The sequence below is a fragment of the Candidatus Jidaibacter acanthamoeba genome (assembly GCF_000815465.1).
Taxonomy (GTDB): Bacteria; Pseudomonadota; Alphaproteobacteria; order Rickettsiales; family Midichloriaceae; genus Jidaibacter; species Jidaibacter acanthamoebae.
The window spans coordinates 15,069-34,241 of sequence record NZ_JSWE01000206.1; the positions used below are offsets into that span (position 1 = coordinate 15,069).

The 19,173-nt window shown below is 35.8% G+C and carries 19 protein-coding genes; 5 read left to right on the forward strand and 14 right to left on the reverse strand.

Annotated elements, in window-relative coordinates; genetic code table 11:
- Positions 1-18: 18 nt before the first annotated feature.
- From NF27_RS09455 to ppa, 3 genes are read right to left on the reverse strand one after another with little or no spacing between them, the layout of a single operon-like run.
- A complete protein-coding gene (locus tag NF27_RS09455) occupies positions 19-1,320 on the reverse strand; it encodes a hemolysin family protein (RefSeq protein ID WP_039458844.1) in 1,302 nt (433 codons plus the stop codon).
- Positions 1,313-2,125 carry an oxygen-dependent tRNA uridine(34) hydroxylase TrhO gene (gene trhO / locus NF27_RS09460; RefSeq protein WP_084212934.1) on the reverse strand — a complete coding sequence of 271 codons (813 nt, stop codon included), beginning with the start codon at positions 2,123-2,125 and terminating at the stop codon, positions 1,313-1,315. Before trhO ends, NF27_RS09455 begins: the two co-directional genes overlap by 8 nt.
- Entirely contained in the window at positions 2,088-2,624 is a 537-nt protein-coding gene (ppa, locus tag NF27_RS09465) for an inorganic diphosphatase (protein WP_039458847.1), read from the reverse strand. The genes trhO and ppa overlap by 38 nt, the downstream gene beginning before the upstream one ends.
- A gap of 277 nt (positions 2,625-2,901) precedes the next feature.
- Between ppa and NF27_RS09470 the strand changes: the two genes are divergently transcribed.
- From NF27_RS09470 to NF27_RS09480, 3 genes are all read left to right on the forward strand, one after another.
- Complete coding sequence (locus NF27_RS09470) at positions 2,902-4,683, forward strand: ABC transporter ATP-binding protein (RefSeq protein WP_039458849.1); 1,782 nt, start codon at positions 2,902-2,904, stop codon at positions 4,681-4,683.
- On the forward strand, positions 4,676-5,332 hold the full coding sequence (locus NF27_RS09475) for an HAD family hydrolase (RefSeq protein ID WP_039458853.1): 657 nt from the start codon (positions 4,676-4,678) through the stop codon (positions 5,330-5,332). Before NF27_RS09470 ends, NF27_RS09475 begins: the two co-directional genes overlap by 8 nt.
- 94 nt (positions 5,333-5,426) lie before the next feature.
- Positions 5,427-6,827 carry a hypothetical protein gene (locus NF27_RS09480; protein WP_039458856.1) on the forward strand — a complete coding sequence of 467 codons (1,401 nt, stop codon included), beginning with the start codon at positions 5,427-5,429 and terminating at the stop codon, positions 6,825-6,827.
- A gap of 245 nt (positions 6,828-7,072) precedes the next feature.
- Here NF27_RS09480 and NF27_RS09485 read toward each other — a convergent pair whose 3' ends face one another.
- The 4 genes from NF27_RS09485 to NF27_RS11450 all read right to left on the reverse strand — a co-directional run bounded on the left by NF27_RS09485 (position 7,073) and on the right by NF27_RS11450 (position 9,551).
- Positions 7,073-7,462 (reverse strand): MazG nucleotide pyrophosphohydrolase domain-containing protein, encoded by a 390-nt coding sequence (locus tag NF27_RS09485; protein ID WP_039458858.1) that lies wholly within the window; start codon positions 7,460-7,462, stop codon positions 7,073-7,075.
- 141 nt (positions 7,463-7,603) lie between these two features.
- Positions 7,604-7,897, reverse strand: a complete 294-nt coding sequence (locus NF27_RS09490) for an HU family DNA-binding protein (protein WP_038539513.1) — start codon at positions 7,895-7,897, stop codon at positions 7,604-7,606.
- Between the two features lie 295 nt (positions 7,898-8,192).
- Entirely contained in the window at positions 8,193-9,002 is an 810-nt protein-coding gene (locus NF27_RS09495; RefSeq protein ID WP_039458862.1) for a hypothetical protein, read from the reverse strand.
- Positions 9,003-9,056: 54 nt separating this feature from the next.
- The gene (locus NF27_RS11450; RefSeq protein WP_053332753.1) at positions 9,057-9,551 is read right to left on the reverse strand and encodes an acyloxyacyl hydrolase; all 495 of its coding nucleotides are present in this window, start codon (positions 9,549-9,551) and stop codon (positions 9,057-9,059) included.
- Positions 9,552-9,725: 174 nt separating this feature from the next.
- Between NF27_RS11450 and NF27_RS09505 the strand changes: the two genes are divergently transcribed.
- Together NF27_RS09505 and cydB are read left to right on the forward strand one after the other, a co-directional pair.
- Complete coding sequence (locus tag NF27_RS09505; RefSeq protein WP_039458865.1) at positions 9,726-11,123, forward strand: cytochrome ubiquinol oxidase subunit I; 1,398 nt, start codon at positions 9,726-9,728, stop codon at positions 11,121-11,123.
- A gap of 11 nt (positions 11,124-11,134) precedes the next feature.
- Positions 11,135-12,154, forward strand: coding sequence for a cytochrome d ubiquinol oxidase subunit II (cydB, locus tag NF27_RS09510; RefSeq protein ID WP_039458867.1), 1,020 nt, complete (start codon positions 11,135-11,137; stop codon positions 12,152-12,154).
- Between the two features lie 266 nt (positions 12,155-12,420).
- Here cydB and NF27_RS09515 read toward each other — a convergent pair whose 3' ends face one another.
- From NF27_RS09515 to NF27_RS09545, 7 genes are all read right to left on the reverse strand, one after another.
- Positions 12,421-12,600: an HNH endonuclease gene (locus NF27_RS09515; protein WP_204367894.1), complete on the reverse strand. Its 180-nt coding sequence runs from the start codon at positions 12,598-12,600 to the stop codon at positions 12,421-12,423.
- 278 nt (positions 12,601-12,878) lie between these two features.
- The gene (locus NF27_RS09520; RefSeq protein ID WP_084212936.1) at positions 12,879-14,657 is read right to left on the reverse strand and encodes a type IV secretory system conjugative DNA transfer family protein; all 1,779 of its coding nucleotides are present in this window, start codon (positions 14,655-14,657) and stop codon (positions 12,879-12,881) included.
- A gap of 5 nt (positions 14,658-14,662) precedes the next feature.
- A complete protein-coding gene (virB11, locus tag NF27_RS09525; RefSeq protein WP_410518034.1) occupies positions 14,663-15,667 on the reverse strand; it encodes a P-type DNA transfer ATPase VirB11 in 1,005 nt (334 codons plus the stop codon).
- Positions 15,658-17,034 carry a TraB/TrbI/VirB10 family type IV secretion system protein gene (locus NF27_RS11455; RefSeq protein ID WP_053332754.1) on the reverse strand — a complete coding sequence of 459 codons (1,377 nt, stop codon included), beginning with the start codon at positions 17,032-17,034 and terminating at the stop codon, positions 15,658-15,660. The genes virB11 and NF27_RS11455 overlap by 10 nt, the downstream gene beginning before the upstream one ends.
- 14 nt (positions 17,035-17,048) lie before the next feature.
- Positions 17,049-17,777 (reverse strand): TrbG/VirB9 family P-type conjugative transfer protein, encoded by a 729-nt coding sequence (locus tag NF27_RS09535; protein ID WP_053332755.1) that lies wholly within the window; start codon positions 17,775-17,777, stop codon positions 17,049-17,051.
- Between the two features lie 5 nt (positions 17,778-17,782).
- Complete coding sequence (locus NF27_RS09540; RefSeq protein WP_038539492.1) at positions 17,783-18,493, reverse strand: VirB8 family type IV secretion system protein; 711 nt, start codon at positions 18,491-18,493, stop codon at positions 17,783-17,785.
- A gap of 38 nt (positions 18,494-18,531) precedes the next feature.
- Entirely contained in the window at positions 18,532-19,158 is a 627-nt protein-coding gene (locus NF27_RS09545; RefSeq protein ID WP_039458876.1) for a superoxide dismutase, read from the reverse strand.
- Positions 19,159-19,173: the final 15 nt, after the last annotated feature.

The following is a 19,173-nucleotide window of genomic DNA, read 5'->3' on the forward strand; positions in this document are numbered from 1 at the left end:
GGGTGAAGCGACAAGCGATTACTTATTGATATGTATCGGCCTGATTGAAACCCTATCTATCCTAAATTTATCCATTTTAGTAACTTTATAAATATAGCCACCGGCTTCAAATGAATCGCCGATTTCAGGCATGCGGTTTAATTGCTTTAAAATGAAACTGGAAATCGTTCTATAATCTTCTTCCTTATCTCCGGGAAGAGAGGAAAGCTGGAGTAGCTCCATAATTTCTTCTATCGGTACATTTCCGTTTACATTTAACGAGCCGTCTTTCTTCTTGATAATTGATGGAGTTTGGCCTCTGTCTTGAGTTACTAGATCTCCGACAAAAGTTTTCAAGATATCATTTAAGGTAACAATCCCTTCAATTTCTCCGTATTCATCCAAAACCATCGCCACTCTTGACTGATGTTCTTTAAACAATTCAAGTAGCTTTGTCAGTGTGGCGACTTCAGGGATATAGAGAACATCAATAGATCTGGATTTTAAATCAAGCATACTGCCGGTAATTTGGGTATTAAATAAGTCTTTTACTGAAACTAAGCCGATAAAATTTTCAAGGCATCCGTTGATAACGGGGAAATAGTTAAACGGATGTTTAGATAGTTTTTCTAAATTAATCTCTTCTGAATCATTTAAATCCAAGCAAATCATTTTCTTTCTTGGAGTCATAATAGTGCCGACTTTTATATCGCTTAGGTGAATCAGGCGTTTTATCATATCCATCTCGGTTTTATCCACTGTTCCTTCATTCTCAGCCTGAGTTACGAACATTTTTATTTCTTCATGAGTTATCTCAGAAGTTTTATCTTTTATTTTAAGTAATTTTAAAGCAAACTTTGTAGAACCGCTCAGCAAAAATATAAACGGGTAAAACACTTTCATGAACAGCAACATAAGATAAGAGACATAAGTTGCCAGCTTTTCAGGATAAAGCATTGCTATTCTTTTAGGAATAATCTCCCCGAGCACTGTAAGATAAGTTATAACGACAACGACTAACAGGTTGGCTATTACACCTGCATAAGTGCTGATAATAGGATATTGTTTAAGCTTATCTGCCAGATCCCCGCTCAGTTCGCTTCCGCTGTAAAAACCGATTATAATACTAAGTAAAGTAATTCCTATCTGTACGGTAGAAAGAAAAGCTTCCGGCTGATCTTTTAAACGCAGTGCTTTATTAGCTCCTAAACTTCCGTCGTCGGCATATTTTTTCAGTTTGGTTCTACGCGAGGTAATTATTGCAATTTCAGCTAATACAAACAGCGAATTTATACCGATGATAAAAATTATAATAAACCACTCTTTAAAATGACTAAGCATTTCTTAGACTTCCTAATGCAGTTAAATCATGAGAAAGCGCTGATCTGTCATCAAAAATAAAACAACTGCCTATCCAGTTGTTATTTGCATTTTTTGTACTTTCCAAATATTTTAATATCCCGCCCTCTAAATGATACACTTTATCAAATCCGTTTTGTTTCATATATGCGGTGGATTTTTCACATCTTACTCCACCTGTACAAAACATTAATATTGTTTTCTCTTTATCTTCCTCAGTCAAGTTTTCTTTCACCCATTTCGGCAATTCAGTAAAAGCTTTGGTTTTGGGATCGGTTGCATTTTTAAAAGTGCCAAGTGCAACTTCATAATCATTGCGGGTATCAATAATTATTATATCATCCTTCTCTAAAAACTTATCCCATTCCTCAGGGCTTAAATATTCTCCTCTTTTATTTATATCGATCTCCGCTTTAAAGGTGACGATCTCAGGTTTGATTTTTACCTTCATTTTTTTAAACGGTGTGAAGTTACTGATACTTTCTTTAAAGCTTAAGTCAGAAAAACAGTTATAGCTTTTAATAAATGAATAAAAGGCAATTATAGAGTCTTTGCTTCCGGTTAAGGTAGCATTTATACCTTCTTTTGCGATAAGAATGGTTCCTTTAATTTTTACTTCATTGCAAAACTTGAGGAGTTGTAACTTAAGTTCAGTTAGATCCTCTAACTCAACGAATTTGTAAAATGTTGTTACAATAAAATTCTCTGAATTACTCATCGGTTCTATATTATAATAATTTGGTAATAATTTATTCTTCGGTTTCATGGAAGCGCTTGATTGCTTCATTTATTATTTTTTTTGCAATATCTACATCTTCCCAACCGGTTACTTTAACCCACTTACCCTTTTCTAAGCTTTTATAATTCTCAAAAAAATGAGAAATTTTTTGAATGATGATTTCAGGTAAATCTTTATATGAGTTGATATTAGCATAAGCAAGATCAACTTTCGGCGAAGGAACGGCCAATATTTTTTCATCTTTGCCTTTTTCATCTTCGGTAATTAATACACCGATCGGTTTTGCATTAATAACGGATCCCGGAACTACGGGATAGCTGGAAATCACCAATACATCGGCAGGATCACCGTCACCAGAAAGAGTATTAGGAATAAACCCGTAATTACATGGATAAAACATACTGGTCGGCATGAATCTATCTACAAATATAGCACCAACTTCTTTGTCATATTCATATTTAACGGGATCAGAGTTCATCGGAACTTCGATAACAACATGAATATCATCGGGTGGGTGATTACCTACTTTAATTTTTTCTAAATTCATATTTTTTCTATTGTAAGTTTTCCGTATGAAAAGCTTTTTATCATAATAAATAAAAATAGTAAATTACATTAAAAACTATTAAAGATGTATTTATTAAGGTGTACAGTTTTTAAACTTGTTAGTTCCTTTTCTTAAAGAATCAAAAAATTCATTTGTTGCAATATAATTAGCTGAAATACAATTTTTATCTGTAGATTCCGTTTTTATCTCCATGCAAAGTTGACTTTTATTAATTTGTTATGTTATTATGCCGCATTAACCTTTTTAGCTTTAAGGTATGCAACACGCTGTAAAGTCAGTTAAGAATTTTATTTGGCATTTTGTTAAAAAGCAAAAAGGGGGCTTCATTTTTACGCAAATATTTGCGCTTGCTTTGGCTTTAGATGCTACCCTCTGGCCTTATGTCATTAAAGTAATAATCGAAACGATTGAAGGGTTTCAAGGTCCCAGAGAAGAAATATGGCCTGTGATCTCGCATGTTATTATTTTGGGTTTAATATTATGGTTTTCACTCGATATAGCTTTTTGGATAAACGGTATATTTAAAACTAAAGTTTATCCTCGTTTTGAGGCCGCAATAAGAATGTTTATGTATGATTACGTCAATAGCCATTCCTATTCTTTCTTTATAAATAATTTTACCGGAACCATAGCAAATAAAGTAGCTGATATGCCGAGAAGCTGCGGGGCTATCGTGGATATGGCCATCACTACATTTATCCCTACCTTCGTCGCTCTTATAATATCTATTATATTTTTTAGTTTTATTTCCCCGATATTTGCACTAATCCTGGGAGGATGGGTTATTATCCATATAATAAGCTGCTACTTTTTCCTAAGGAAATGTACCAGTTACTCAACGATTCATTCGGAAAGTAGAAGTAGGTTACTCGGCAGAATTGTGGATACCATTACAAATAACCTTAACGTACGCCTTTTCTCACGAAATACATATGAATATCAATATACTTTAGAATTTCAGGAAGATGAGCGCAAAAAGTATGCCGAAACATTATGGCATATCGAGAAAATGCGCTTGATACTTGCGCTGATATGCTTTTTGATTACGGGTGTGCTCATGATTTGGTATGAAGTATACTCTTACAGAAAAGGAATTATTGATATTGCGGAGTTTATATTCATTTTAAATACTACCTTTCAGATCACTTCTATTACATGGATGGCAGGAATAATGCTGCCTGATTTTTTTAGAGAAGTGGGAATAGCAAGGCAAGCGCTTAGCATTATTAACTCGCCGGTGGAAATAAAAGACCTACCGAATGCAGAGGAGCTTAAAGTAGACAGAGGAGAAATTAAATTTAATAATGTTACTTTTAAATATCATCATAATGAAAACTTATTTGAAAATAAATCAGTTACAATTTTGCCCGGGCAAAGAGTAGGATTGGTCGGTGTTTCAGGTTCAGGGAAAACTACTTTTGCTCACTTGATTTTAAGGCATTATGAGTTAGAAGGCGGTGAGATATTAATTGACGGGCAGGATATTAGAAATGTGACCCAGGAAAGCTTGCGCAGGCAAATTGCTATGATTCCACAGGAACCGATGCTTTTCCACCGCTCGTTAAAAGAAAACATCAGGTACGGCGATATAACCGCAAGTGACGAACAAGTATATAGAGCGGCAAAGATTGCCAATTGTCATGAATTTATCATGAGTTTGCCGCAAGGGTATGATACGATTGCAGGAGAAAGGGGATCAAAGCTTTCGGGTGGACAAAGACAAAGAATTTCAATTGCCAGAGCTATGTTAAAAAATGCTCCGATTATTATATTAGATGAAGCTACATCTGCACTTGATTCTATAACGGAGAAACAGATTCAAAGCAGTTTAATGCAAGTTACGCATAATAGGACTACTATTATTATCGCGCATAGGTTTTCAACGCTTACCGACGTAGATAGAATAATAGTATTTAAAAAGGGTGATATAGTTGAAGACGGAAGCCATGAAGAATTATTCAAAAAACGCGGTGAATACTATAAGCTTTGGGAAATGCAAAATGACGGGTTTTTACCTAAGGAGTTGATTGATGAATAACTATAAATTAATAATTTTTGATTGCGACGGAACATTAGTTGATACTGAAACACTTTTAAACAGAGCTTGTGCAGGCGTTTTAAACTATATGGGTTATAAGCAATACACCCCGGAATATTGCTTGGAGAAATTTGTCGGAGTCAGCCTTAAGGATATTTTGGATATATTGCGGGAAGAAGTAGGAGATGAGTTCGATCAGAGTGAGTTTGTAGCTAGGGCAGGGGAAATATCAAAAAAACTAATTGAAACTGAAATTAAACCTATGCCGAATGCAGGCGACCTACTTATAAAATTAAACAATTTTTCCAAATGCGTAGCCTCAAACGGCAATCGCTCTACTGTAGTGCACTCTTTAAAAAGCACGGGACTTTATAATCATTTTACCGAAGAAACAATATTTACCTACGAATTAGTTAAACACCCGAAACCGGCGGCGGATCTATTTTTATATTCAGCGGAAAGAATGGGATTTTCTCCGAAGGAATGCTTAGTAATTGAGGATAGCATTGTCGGAGTGAGAGCTGCAAAAGCAGCTAAAATGGATGTATTAGCTTATAAACACTTAAACGAGAAATTGCTTCCCGGACTAAATGAATTAAAGCCTACGGCCATAATTAATAATCTGACACAAATTTTAGATTATTTATAATTTTTTGCTTTTTTCTTCTTATATATTTCTGCATTAACCGGCTATTAACTATTTTCTAATATTATAAATTTATATAATATCAATAGGGGAATATATGAAAGAGAATAATTTAAGCGCCAGACTTGATGATCTTTTAGGGGGACAAAATCCTAAATTTATAAGTAGCTATAAATATAGGTTAAATAAGCACTTTGATAATATAAGAGAAAAATTAAACTTCAGGGTAGAATATGATGAAGAGACCATAAGTGAAGCTATTGATGGTTATTTAAAACAAGATAATGATTTAGGAGTTTTTTTTATAAACAATTCTTCCTTATTTGAGCTTAAAGATAAAATAATAAATATTATTATAGAAGAAGTTATAGAGGGGTTTAGGAAAGACAATAATATAGAAGATAAAATGACGGAAGATAACAAAAAAACAATAAGAGAAGAGCTTAATAAAGGAATAGAATCATATAAACCTCAAATAATTGTTAATAAAATAAATATAGAAAACCCTAAAGCTACTGTTAGTATATTAGCAGAAAAAATCATGCAAGAAGAAGGGCCGGGTAGTAGATTAGCAGAAAATCTAATGGATAAGATGGATATAATGAATACAACGGAATGGAGAATATCTAGTCAAATTGAACTTCAATGGCTATTTCAGTCATCTCCTGAGCTTTATAAAGTCTATCCCCATCTTAATTTGTTATTTAATAATAAATTAAGTGAAAATTTAATGGAGAGGTTTTTAAAAGTAAAGAAGCATAACCCATTAACTAAGGCGGAAAGCTTAGATGCTGCTTTAAAATATAAACAAAAAAATAAATTTTCATACAAAGATACTTTAGAATTTCTTCACTCTGATATTAGTTTAGAGGGAATATTAAGAGATAATAGAAGTAACAATTCTCCGGCAGCAGAATTACGCAAGCTTTTAAAGAGCTCGGAAGATAAGGATTTATATGATAAGGACTCTCTACTTGGCACAAAAAGCGATTTTTACAAGTTAGTTATGTCCGATAACCCGAATACTGTTGCAAGGTTAGTTGAAAAACTATCTTTTGCTCAAGGCAAAGAGTCTAAGAAAGCAAGTGAACAAATTCTACCCGAAGCAGTATTATACCATGCCCCGACCGAGGTGTTGCTTAAACTGGCTGAGATTCAGGAGAAGATTGATCTGAGACAGCAAGAAGGGGGGAAAAGTACTTTTAGTGATGTGTTAAATAAAATCCTAAACGGCTTTAAGATGATTGCAACTCTAGGTATTTGCGGAATTAAAGATAAGGATATCACTAATGCTATAAAAGATTTAGAGAGAGCCTCCAAAGACTTTGAAACAAAGCATCCGACTTTATGTAAAAATGGAGATGAGAGAAATAAGCAAGTTGAGAAATCGGAAATAACTAAAAAAGTAAGCACCTTTATCGACAAAGTTTCAGCTAAACCTGAAGGCCATCGGAAGAAGGTCACAGCTTCCGGTTCTACAGGGGAAAGAAGTATATAGGGATTCATATTAATTTCGTTATTAACGGACCCGGGATATTAGGCATGCACACCCAAAATGGAGGTCTTGGGAGTGTATACTCTTACCTGGAGATTGTCTGCCTATTTTTTCGATATTTATTCATTAAGTAATAAGAGTTGGTATAAAAATCATGCTTACACTTTAAAAATCAGGTTAATTTTGGGTTGTGGATTAGGAGGGCATCGTTTTAATTCTCTATAATTTCTGCTAAACTAAAGAGTATTCTAGCGTTTACTTTGCTTTTTAGCTTCACGCCACAGTTCAAGCATAAACTCAATCGGTTGCCCTTTTAAATCCTCCAGTCCTCTTTCGTTGGCTATCTTTTTTAATGCACTCATTCTAGCCTCGAATTTCTCATTAACATTTGCTAAAGTATCTTTAACATCATACCCGGAAAAAATGCATAGAGAAATAGCGGTATGTAATAAATCTCCTATTTCTTCCCTTATTCTATGTGGGGGCTCTTTATGTAATATAGCTTCTCTTATCTCTTCACATTCACTGATTGCCTGATCTATGATCATTTCCTGGTTTGGCCAGTCAAAGCCATATTCCCTTGTATCCTGCTCAAGGGTGATAAGTGCATCTAAAGCAGTATCTGACATTTTTGACATATATATTTATCCTATTTTTATTAAATATATACTAAGATATTTTATAAATAGGTGGTTTTACATTAGATAGAATTAACAGCACCGGCTTTTTACGAGTCTTAATAACTCATTCTATGACCGGTGCCTTTAATCTGGAGAATATTATTTCTTTTTTGAATTCTTGTGGTTTACTGCTTCTTTAAGCTGCTTACCCACTGAGAATTTAACTCTTTTACTAGCCGGAATTTTTATCTTCTCTCTTGTTTGCGGGTTAATGCCTTCTTTTGCTTTCACATCAGACACTGCAAATGTACCGAAACCTACAAGCTGTAAGCTATCTCCTTTAACTAATACTTCCTGTACTACTTCAAGTAATGCCTCTAAATGCTTTTTACTATCAACCTTAGTTGCATCGGTTTTTGCAGATAATGCACTTATTAATTCTTCTTTGTTCATATTGTTTCCCTAATTATTAATCGTTATAGTTAATGGTTGTTAACATAATAGATACTGAAATAATTAGATTTTATATGCAATCTTTTTTATTAAATGCTTCTATAGCTTCTTATCATCTTTGACGGAAATGCTACAATTATGTTTAAAATAATAAAAACTGCACTGCAGTATGATTAACCTATGTCGAGTAGCCTAAGTAATTAAGCTATGCAATATAAGCTTAAAACTATCTAAATAAAAAAATGCTTAAAATACATTTTATAGCATTTTAAGCATTCTACTAAATGTTTAGCATTTATCTTTTATATTTGACGCATTTCTTTTCAAAGCTATCTATAAACTGATTAAGCTCAATAGAGTTGAGGGTGAGTTTATTTCTCTTAACATAGCTTTTAAAAAGCTTATCAAAACAATATTGCATATGTCCTGCTTTATTATCTGAGAACAATTGTTTTAAAGAGGGATTAAGTTTAACAGAGATCATTTCATTATCGGAAAACTCTCCGGTCATATAACAACAGGTCGCGCAATCGCTTAAGCTGCTGCTTGTATTATAATCGAATACATTTTTCGAAGAATTTTGAATGAAAGTTAACGGGGTAAGTTGTTTGGTATATTTCACCTTACCGGCTTCAACTTTAGCATCGATGACACCGCCCATACAACGGTCACCACCGTAACCGTTAATAAAGTTTAGGGTATCACCCTTTCTTTCAATTAAATAAACATAAGAATGTTTACCGGATCTTCCATCACTCCACATTTTATGAACTGCATGTAATTCACCTGTTTTACCTAAATATTTATAAAAAATATAAGGAGGGGACATTACCGGGGTATCATTTTTATATTCATAAGAATAACCCATAAATCCTTGTTTTTGGAGGTCGGGAGTAACCGGACTGGTTATATTAATTTCCGAAAAAGGATTGCTGCATTGGGCAAGATTAACCGAAGGTGAGGAAGAATGGGTTATTGAATTAATGCACCATGGTTCAATTGGCCTTCCTTGGAAGGAAAACTCTGAATCCAATTTGTCTTTCGGGTTGGAAGAACATGAAGTTAAAGTTAGAGCTAATATAAAACTTAAAGAGATTTTTTTCATATGTGCTACCTTATAAATGTTAAAAAATATTGTAGGCCGCCCCTTGCTTGAACCTTAGTTCAGCCTATATTGTAATTCAAGCATTATGTTATTAAGCCCTGGGTTTGTTTTAGAAATGCCGGCATTTGATCTATGTGATACGCTTGCTCCTAAAGAAACTGAGCGAGTTATATCGTAGTAAACTTCAAACTGGCTTTTAAACTCTAAAGGATGGCCTAACTTTTTGCCTTTGCCGCGGTGATAAATTCCCGGGCTAAATGAAATGCCGAGATGCAGGGGAGAGAAATCAATTACATAATTTAAACCGGCATAAACATAAGCACTTTCTTTGCTGCTTCCCATCACACCGATATGCGGCTGTAAATTATAATAAAAAGAAGCAAAACGATATTCAAGCTTAGCTTCATTGCCCTCAATAGGTTTTTTCTTAGCTGAAATACCTTGTTTTCCTAATCCGAGAATTATGGAATGAGAGGTTGCTTGAGCAAGATTGATATTTAAAATAAGATAAATGAAAGTTAAAACTGCACTTAAGCTTTTTAAATACATATTAATCGCTTGGTTAGGTTATTGTGAGCCACATTATTATGGTTTGTTTTTTTTGTAAAGAAGTAAAAATTATAAATTTTTTACCTTTAGTATTAAGTTTAGTTAGGTAAAATATTGCTTTACTAAGGATATCATCGTGCTATATCTTTTCTAATGTTTGTATAGGATGGAGTTATGGAATTATTAGATCCGGTTTTGTTATCTCGAATACAGTTCGCTTTTGTGATTTCATTTCATATCATTTTTCCTAGCTTAACTATTGGCTTAGCTAGTTTTTTAGCTGTACTTGAAGGGTTATGGCTTAAAACTAAGCACCCTATATATAAAGAAATATATAAGTTTTGGATAAAAATCTTTGCGGTTTGCTTCGGGCTCGGTGTGGTTTCAGGGGTGGTAATGTCTTATCAGTTCGGCATGAACTGGTCAGGGTTTTCTACGAAAGTAGGTAATGTTTTAGGCCCACTATTAAGTTTTGAAGTTTTAACCGCGTTCTTTTTAGAAGCATCGTTTTTAGGTATTATGCTTTTTGCCTGGGATAGGGTGAGCCCTAAAGTACATTTTATTTCTACCCTTGTGGTTACAATCGGCACCATAATTTCAGCTTTTTGGATTCTTTCGGCTAACAGTTGGATGCATACTCCCGTAGGTTTTACCATGAAGGAAGACGGGGTTTTTTATCCGACTGATTGGATGGAAATAATTTTTAATCCGTCTTTCCCCTATAGATTCTTTCATATGCTTACCGCTGCATACCTTACTACCTCTTTTATTGTTGCCGGAGTTGCAGCCTGGTATTTGCTTAAAGGCAGATATACTTCCCATGCTCGCATAATGCTCACGATGGCAATGCTTATGGCAATCCTTGTTGCTCCTATGCAAATTATGATAGGAGATATGCACGGTCTTAATACCTTGGAACACCAACCGGCTAAAATTGCAGCTATTGAAGGCTTATGGGAAACTGAAAAAGGTGCGGGGTTAAAATTATTCGGATGGCCTGATCAGGAAAAAGAAGAAACGCTTTACAGTATTGAAATCCCTAAACTCGGCAGTATAATCCTTGCACATGACATTGATGCTGAAATTAAAGGTTTGAAACATTGGCCTAAAGAGCAACGTACCGATGGGGTAGCTTTAGTTTTCTGGTGCTTTAGAATAATGGTAGGGGTCGGATTAATCATGAGCCTAACCGGAGTACTTGCAATTATACAGTTTGCACGTAAAAAAATCTTCACTTCCAAACCTTTTCTTAAATGGTGCATAATGGTTTCTCCGCTTGGGATACTTGCAATTTTATGCGGGTGGATTACTACCGAGGTCGGAAGGCAGCCTTATGTTGTATATGGAGTAATGAAAACAATTGAAGCGCATTCCCCGGTAACCGTAGAGCAGGTTTTGATTGCCTTAATTGCATTCTTTGTAGTATATGCGTTTGTTTTCGGGGCTGGGGTTTACTATATTTTCAAATTAATCTCTAAGGGTGTAAAGATTGGAGATTGGATTGAGATGTATGGCAAACACGGGCAAAAGCATCCGATATCAATTGCGGATATTTTTCCGAAAACTTTTTAAAAAGGTAAATTATGTTTGATCTCTCTTCATCAATTGACTTACCGTTACTATGGGGCGGATTAATTGCTCTTTCAGTACTTTTATACGTTTGCTTAGACGGGTTTGATTTAGGAATAGGAATATTATTCCCATTTGCCCCTTCAGACAAATGTCGTGATAAAATGATGAACTCAATCTCTCCTTTTTGGGATGGGAATGAGACTTGGTTGGTATTGGGAGGGGGAGGTTTACTTGCAGCCTTTCCGTTAGCTTATTCAGTTCTTATGCCTGCAATTTATATGCCGCTTACCATAATGTTGATAGCCTTGATTTTTAGAGGGATATCTTTTGAATTTAGGTTCAAAGCGAGTATTAAGACAAGGAGAGTATGGGATTATTGCTTTCATTACGGCTCTTTGGTTGCAACTCTTATGCAAGGCATAATTCTTGGAGTATTCGTGCAAGGTATTAATGTAGTAGACAGAAAATATGCGGGAGGAGCCTGGGGCTGGTTGAACGGTTTTTCTATTACTGTAGGACTAGCGATGGTTTTCGGATATGCACTGCTCGGCAGCACTTGGGTTATTATGAAAACTGAAGAAGAAACTCAAAGTTGGGCAAAGAAATGTTCCCTGTATGTTTTAATATATGTGCTTGGATTTATGGGGATAGTTAGTTTATGGGTACCGTTCTTAAATAATCAGATTTTTGATCGTTGGTTTTCATGGCCGAATATGTTTTACTTTTCTCCATTACCTATTATCTCGGTTTTCGTTTCTTTTTATCTTATAAAAACAATTACCAACGGTAAAGAAGTGGCGCCATTTTTGTTATCTATATCGCTATTTATATTGGCGTACATAGGGTTAGCAGTAAGCTTATGGCCCTGGGTGGTGCCTTATAGCATTTCTGTTTGGGAAGCGGCAGCGGCTTCCGAATCACTTTCACTCATTTCAGTAGGAGCTGCTATTTTGCTTCCGGTGGTATTGATATATACCGCATATAGCTATTATATATTTCGCGGTAAAACTTCTCATGAAAGTTTGTATTAATATTTCCGTCCTCATCTGATAATTTATAAAGCTAAAGAAATTAGCTTATAAATCATCATGCCCGCCATTATATTTAAGTAAATGCTCTACATAATCGCTAGGCAGTTTTGTTTGTATGGTTTATTCTGCTGCTAGTATTTCTTCTATTGTGATTGGGTTCTCATATTCTTCTACTTCTATATGCTTCATATTCATTCCTCTAAGTTTATGTTATTATACACCTTTGCTCTGCTCATGTCTTAGTTTAGATGTACCACCGGTATGGTTTATCGCATCGTGCAGATCTTTTGGGGTACAAGTTCCATAGTTTTACCATCTTCATGGTGATGCCAAGTGTAGCCATCAGGTGTTTCCTTATAACCTGCTGCCTTATTTGCCTCATTAAAGTCATGATCATATTCTCCATTAAGGCCAGTAACCTCAACTATCCTTATAGCATGAGGCATAAAATTTGGACATCCATTTTCCTGGAACCACATGCTTTCAGGATACTTTTCTTTTAAGTTTGGATATCTTGCCTTTATGGTATCGGGTAGTGCATCAAAGTCTACTTTTGTCCTAGCCCACTTTGCATTCCTAAAAAGGTTCTTTCCAACTTTCTAAGTATATATGCTCCAAACACACTGAAGAATTATTAAGAGTATAAAAGCAATTATAATAAATGGTTGTCAGAAAGCTGTGGAACTCAAATAGAATAATAGCAACAACTAAATATCAGCAGCTATCAGCTTTCCTCAGTTGCGGCTTTTTTAGAGCTCATCATCTCCTTAGCTTTACGCGGATCATACGGCTCCTGTTGCGGCAAGCTGATAGGCTTTAACAGTCTTTTCTTAAAAAAGGCATCATCATAATATTTAATCTTTTTAGATTTAATCGGTGGGCAGGATTCAATAAGTAAAATTTGATCATCACGCGGCAAACCGATAACTTCCTGCGGCAAAAGTAAAGCCCTTTGAGTTTTAGAAACGTTTAATGATCTGGAAGCCGGATTAAAGTCTAAGAATTTAGGCCTATTTGCTGAAACTTGGTCAACGGTCTTATTGCCGATTAGCTGAGAAATCAGGTTGGCGGTTTCCACGTTGTTTGCTGCAAAGGTTACTCTATAAGTCGCATTGGATAAAAACGAGTTCATTCCTGCTTCTTCGTATATACCTTTTAGCTGCTCCGTATCCTGAATAATTAAAAATAGCCTGACGTGATAACCCCTAAAATATGCGATACCGCTTGCAAATTGTTCCATCTTTCCGAGAGTAGGGAACTCATCCATCATGAACATTACTCCGTAAGGATCTTCCTTACTTGGTAATCTTCTCGCTAAGAACTCGGTAGCCTGCTGGTAGAATACCTGCATTAAAGGTTGTAAGCGCTGCAGGTTATCCGGTGTTAGCCCGACATAAACCGTGGTTAACGTGCGTTTGAAATCAAGTATGTTAAAGTCACTGGAAGCTGTTGCGGTATCAATAAGAGGGTTTGCCCATAATTCAAGGTTAGAATTCATGGTGGATATTACGCCCGATCTCTCTTTATCAGCTTTCTGCAGGAAAGCTGCTATGTTCATATAAGCTACGGGATGGATTTCCTGACCGATAGTATCGAGTACTACTGCAAGGTTATACACTACGTCATCGCTTCTCATTGTTCTGACTACTTCACCAAATGATTTTATCTTATCCGGCACGGCAATCAGATATAACACTACCCCGACAAATAATGAGCGTGCTTCATTATTCCAGAATTCCTTCTCAGGCATAATCAGGTTAGCAATTTTCTGCACGTCATCCACCATCTGGCCGGGTTTACTGCTCACCCAGTCAATCGGGTTATAACAATGGGTAATACCGTCCGGGTCAGCCGGGTTCCAACAGTAAACCTGTTGCCCCATTTTCTGCCGCCAACCGCTGGTAAGCTCAAAGTTTTCTAACTTAATATCATGACAAAATACTGAATCTTCCCAATAAAGTAAGTTAGGAATTACAAAGCCTACACCTTTACCGGATCCGGTAGGAGCAAATAGCAAACAATGTTGATATCCGGGTGCCACTAAATAACCTTTATTATCTTTTCCGAGCAACATTCCCTTTTTAGCTCTTAATCCGGCTTTGAATATATCATCCTCGCTTGCCCATTTCGCATCGCCATGTAGAGCTTCCTCAGGCTTAAAAGGCCTCTTTTCATAAAGGGTTTCCCGATACTTCCAGATCAGGTAGGCAAATGTGGTAATAGGGATAATAGTAGCAAGCACTAATCTGGGTATAAGATAATTATGAAAAGTTAGAGTGATACCGGATAGATTGTTTATCCACCAGAAATAATAATATATTAAAACATTAAAAGGCTCAGATGAGGTTAGGAAATACGGGGTTATTGAATATATTCCTGATTCAGTAATACTAAATATAATTCCTGAAAGATAAAATGCAAAAATAACCACAACTATACCAAAAGCAACGGCCGCCATTACATTTCTAATAAAATTACCTGCTTTACCAAAATTTTCAGCCATACCTGTTATAATCCTTGGGTTATATTTCCTGAGCCTTTAAAGTAAATTTCCGATATATATCGTTTACCTTTACCAGCTCTTTTTAATTGTACAACAACATCAACAACATTTAAAATATATTCTTTAATTTGCTCGGGCGGCATCCCTAGGCCTGCTTGCATAACCATGAGCTTTAACTGCTCGAGTGCCATTAGCGGAGTATCTGCGTGCAATGTTGATATCGAACCCGGGTGGCCGGTGTTAATCGCCCTTAAAAAGCTGAATGCTTCAGCGCCTCTGAGCTCTCCTACTATAATTCTATCCGGTCTTAAACGTAAACATGCTTCAATTAGATCCTGAGTGGTTACTTTTGCACGACCTTGCCCCCCCTTAGAGGATAATAAATGCAATCTATTCGGATGACTGCTTAAATCTATTTCTCTTGCATCTTCGCAAGTGATTAAACGCTCTTCCTTAGGTATGGTACGGAGCATAGCATTAGTAAATGTCGTTTTACCGGTGGAAGTCCCTCCGCTTATTATAATATTCTTTCTGGAGAGTATTCCGGTTCTAAGAAATTCTTTTATATTTTTATTCTTAAGGTAATTATTTAAAATTTCTCTTGCTTCATCGTGTTCTTCTTCGATAGCAGTACTATCAAAAGCTCCCATTTTCTCATAATCATCCAAGCTCATTTTTATTGTAGAAGGTTTCCTGATCGACATGCCGATAGTTCCTGATTCACATGCAGGAGGTATAATAATCTGAATCCTGTAACCGTTTGGAAGAGTTGCAGAGAGTAGGGGGGTTTCTTCACTTATCTTTTGGTCTGTTGATTGCGCAACCAGCAAACTTAAGCCCCTTAAATGATCAAAATCTAGTTCAGGCATACTTTCATATCTGATATCACCCCTCTTTTCAATCCAGGCCTCAAAAGGACGATTAATGGAAACCTCATTAACATCCTCTTCGGCGAAGATTTTTTTCAAAGGCTCAAGGTAAGTTTCTAAAGCAGTTAAAGTCATTTTAATACCTGTGCGCTATTAGAGGTAAACCCTGAAGGAAAAACTAAGTCTTTCTTAACGTAAATATTAATATAAGCACCTTGGTTCACAGTAATAGTCGGTTTAGTAGAGAAGGTTTTTTCAACTATTTCTTTACCGACTTTTGTAAATTGATCAGAAGCTTCTTGAGCTTGTTGAGCAGCAAAAGTTGATTGTGAAGTGGTCGATGTACCACCGACACCGGTAGTTGTAGTAGTGGTTACCTGATCGTTTTTATTCACATTAGTAAATTTATTGGCAAGCACAGGTATTACATATGAAACAAGTAATGCCGAGCCCAATTTAGTCCAGAATTTGTTATCAAGTTTGCCTTCAACCCCGGCTCTGCCAAGTTGGTCAGTGCCTGGAGATGAGATTGCAAGATCGATACCATCCGGCCTTATCACTCGATCCCAAACTATACTAACTCTGGTTTGTCCATCTTTTATTTCAGAATCATAAGTTCCGACTACCCGGGATCCTTTAGGGAGTAAAATGTTTTTTCCTGATTCGGCATAAACGTCACGCACTATAGCAGCTCTTAACATTCCCGGCAGATCAGTGTTAATTGCCGTCTCTAAAACTGCATTAATAACTTTTCCTTGGGCAATAATTAAATCGGTATTACCTATTTTAGTGGCGGTAACTTGTTCGGAAGATGTTTTGGTAAGTGAAACGCCGTCTAAAGAGCCGTTACCGAAGCCTAGAAAGTCAACTTTATTTTTTTTCTTGGTTTCCGCAGAGTCTTTTTCATCGGCTGCACCTTTTTTATCGGTAGTAGAAAATGCTCCTCCGCCACCCACAACAATCATGCCTGCTTTACGTTTAGCTTCCAGTTTTTTTACCCTTTCAAGATCGTCTGAATTAGATTTTACGATATTAGTAATGATAGGTGCATTGTTTGGCTGATTAAACAATGGTGAGGAAGGTGATAATGGAGTAGGCGGGGGAGGTGGCTCCGGAGGAGTCGGGTCGGTAAGCGGCGGCGGCTCCGGTAATTTAGGCGGAGTTATACTTACGGTTGCTTCCGCAGGTTTAGTTACCGGTGCCGAGGTTTTCAGCAGTTCTTCTTTTTGTGCTGCTATTTCTCTTTCTTTCTTATCTTTAATCTCTTCCGGAGAGTAAGGGCGCCCGAAAAATATATAGTATAATACCACGATGGTAACTACTACAATTCCAATTGCCATAACCTTCTTATGTTGAGGTGTAGAAGCAACTATAGAAAATTGGCTTGCTTGGCTTTCCTGTTCGTTACTATTTTCTGAGGGAGAACTTGAAGGCTCCGCTTCGCTACCGGAAGCCTCAGTATGGTTGGCATCGACCTCAATTACTTTATTATTTTTATCGTCTGGCATCATCATCCCATCATTTATTTTTTATAATTCTCATTATATACTTTCACGATATCCATATTATCAGATAGCTCAAATTCCGGGGCAACCGTGTTAACTACAATATATTTCCCTTTTATTTTAGGAACAAGTTTTACTAAAGTTTTACCGCTCACAGTACTTATTTGCGGAACGTTTCGTGTTGAAGGAAACTCGAAAAACGTATTTATCCCGTCATCAAATATTTTAATCGGTGCAATTCTATCAGCTCCGGAAAGGGTATAATTAAAGTTGAAAGGTTTAACGACAGGTATAGCATCCTGTTCTGAAAAGCTTTTAACTTGAGGTTTAATCTGATCGGTTTCATCATCAGGGTAGAAGAATCGGACTACATATACCAATTCCTCATCAATTGTATATGACAGTAATCTTGATTGAATTTCAAATTGGTATGTTCTCATATTGGTTATGATTGTCATATTAGTAAGAATGTTTTCCTCAAGCGGTCTAATAAAGAGCCTTCTACCGACCGGAATTAACTGCCATGCAAAGCTGTTTCCTACTGAAATAGTTTGTATTTCTTCACCGTCGGCAAATTCGATACTCGTTTGATAGCCATAGTGTACAACTACTCTAAAAACTTCGTTTTCGCTATATACGAAAGTTTTTATTCTGCTATCAATTGCGATAGGTTGATCGGCATGAGCAAATGCGCAAGGTAAGATTAATAATATTAATAAAATAAATCTTTTAGTTAAACTACACATCTTTACTATGCTCCTCTTTGTTGTTCATCTTCAATTCTATACAAGGTTACTTTAAATCCTAACGGATTAATTAACCTTTCGTCATCATTCATTTGTAAATTAGCAAATTTAAATTCTACGAAACAAATTTTATCCATTACCTGGTTCATTATTCCTTTTACTTCCATTCTGATTCTAACTTGTGCAGATGTCGGTGATTGGAAAATAATAGATTTTAAGCTTACTGTTCTATAGTTATTATTACCATATAAATTGTACGGGCTATTAGGGTTTTTAATACTGAATTTAGGTCTATAGTCACTATAATACACATCTTCTGAAGAAAGAACCCTTACTACTGTATTGTAATTATAATCATAGGAATTGAAAATGAATTCTTCTCTTGCTCTTATATATTTCATAACAAAATATCTTTTAACGGCATCATCCGCCGAGTAAGCTTTAACGCTCACAGGTTCTACAACGGTAGGTACACCGGTTTTTCGTTCGATTTCAATTACAAACGGTTCAATTGAGCGGGTACTTTTTATATACCTGATGGCAAGCACTGAAAGTGCTATAGTAATCAATGAAATGACACAAACTAAAAACAAAAGGTTGCGTTGTATAAGCATTTTTTCATAGCGTTCGGAATACCAATTTTTTAATGAGAGCGTAGCTTCTTTTGATTGCTCCTCTTTTTTCAATAACCCTTTTATTTTATCTATAAATTTCATATGATTCCTAATTATATTTCCCCGCCTCAATTAATAATCTATCTTGAATTAAAGTTTTCTTCAACAAATTGCCAGTTAATTAATTTTTCTATAAACGTATTTACATAATCAGCTCTGCGATTCTGATAATCCAAATAGTATGCATGTTCCCAAACATCAATGGTCAGGAGGGCTTTTTGACCTAAAACCATCGGAAGTTCGGCATTACCGGTTTTTATTACTTTTAACTTATCTTTATCTAAAACCAGCCATGCCCAACCGCTTCCGAATTGAGTGATTGCAGCATTCTTAAATTCTTCGACAAATTTTTCCATGCTTCCGAAATCTTCATTTATTTTATCTTGTAAAGTTTTAGAAGGTAAACCGCCACCGTCTTTTTTCATACAATGCCATAAAAAAGCATGATTCCAAACTTGCGCGGCATTATTAAAAATCCCCACCTTATCGGCTTTCTGATAGGATTTCTCTATAATATCTTCTAGTCCCATTTCAGCAAACGGAGAATCTTTTATTAAGTTATTCAAGTTTGTAACATAGGTTTGGTGATGTTTGCCATGATGAAAAGACAAGGTCTCTTCAGAGACATAAGGTTCTAGTGCATTTTTTGCATAAGGCAACTGAGGTAGGGTAAAATTATTTCTTTGCGCAAGTAAATCTTTTAACATTGTCTTCTCCTTAAT

Excerpts from the sequence above, each read along its gene's own strand:
- NF27_RS09455 (WP_039458844.1), bottom strand. The coding sequence starts at position 1,320 with ATGCTTAGTCATTTTAAAGAGTGGTTTATTATAATTTTTATCATCGGT.
- trhO (WP_084212934.1), bottom strand. The coding sequence starts at position 2,125 with ATGAAGCAATCAAGCGCTTCCATGAAACCGAAGAATAAATTATTACCA.
- ppa (WP_039458847.1), bottom strand. The coding sequence starts at position 2,624 with ATGAATTTAGAAAAAATTAAAGTAGGTAATCACCCACCCGATGATATT.
- NF27_RS09470 (WP_039458849.1), top strand. The coding sequence starts at position 2,902 with ATGCAACACGCTGTAAAGTCAGTTAAGAATTTTATTTGGCATTTTGTT.
- NF27_RS09475 (WP_039458853.1), top strand. The coding sequence starts at position 4,676 with ATGAATAACTATAAATTAATAATTTTTGATTGCGACGGAACATTAGTT.
- NF27_RS09480 (WP_039458856.1), top strand. The coding sequence starts at position 5,427 with ATGAAAGAGAATAATTTAAGCGCCAGACTTGATGATCTTTTAGGGGGA.
- NF27_RS09485 (WP_039458858.1), bottom strand. The coding sequence starts at position 7,462 with ATGTCAAAAATGTCAGATACTGCTTTAGATGCACTTATCACCCTTGAG.
- NF27_RS09490 (WP_038539513.1), bottom strand. The coding sequence starts at position 7,897 with ATGAACAAAGAAGAATTAATAAGTGCATTATCTGCAAAAACCGATGCA.
- NF27_RS09495 (WP_039458862.1), bottom strand. The coding sequence starts at position 9,002 with ATGAAAAAAATCTCTTTAAGTTTTATATTAGCTCTAACTTTAACTTCA.
- NF27_RS11450 (WP_053332753.1), bottom strand. The coding sequence starts at position 9,551 with ATGTATTTAAAAAGCTTAAGTGCAGTTTTAACTTTCATTTATCTTATT.
- NF27_RS09505 (WP_039458865.1), top strand. The coding sequence starts at position 9,726 with ATGGAATTATTAGATCCGGTTTTGTTATCTCGAATACAGTTCGCTTTT.
- cydB (WP_039458867.1), top strand. The coding sequence starts at position 11,135 with ATGTTTGATCTCTCTTCATCAATTGACTTACCGTTACTATGGGGCGGA.
- NF27_RS09515 (WP_204367894.1), bottom strand. The coding sequence starts at position 12,600 with ATGCCTCATGCTATAAGGATAGTTGAGGTTACTGGCCTTAATGGAGAA.
- NF27_RS09520 (WP_084212936.1), bottom strand. The coding sequence starts at position 14,657 with ATGGCTGAAAATTTTGGTAAAGCAGGTAATTTTATTAGAAATGTAATG.
- NF27_RS11455 (WP_053332754.1), bottom strand. The coding sequence starts at position 17,034 with ATGCCAGACGATAAAAATAATAAAGTAATTGAGGTCGATGCCAACCAT.
- NF27_RS09535 (WP_053332755.1), bottom strand. The coding sequence starts at position 17,777 with ATGTGTAGTTTAACTAAAAGATTTATTTTATTAATATTATTAATCTTA.
- NF27_RS09540 (WP_038539492.1), bottom strand. The coding sequence starts at position 18,493 with ATGAAATTTATAGATAAAATAAAAGGGTTATTGAAAAAAGAGGAGCAA.
- NF27_RS09545 (WP_039458876.1), bottom strand. The coding sequence starts at position 19,158 with ATGTTAAAAGATTTACTTGCGCAAAGAAATAATTTTACCCTACCTCAG.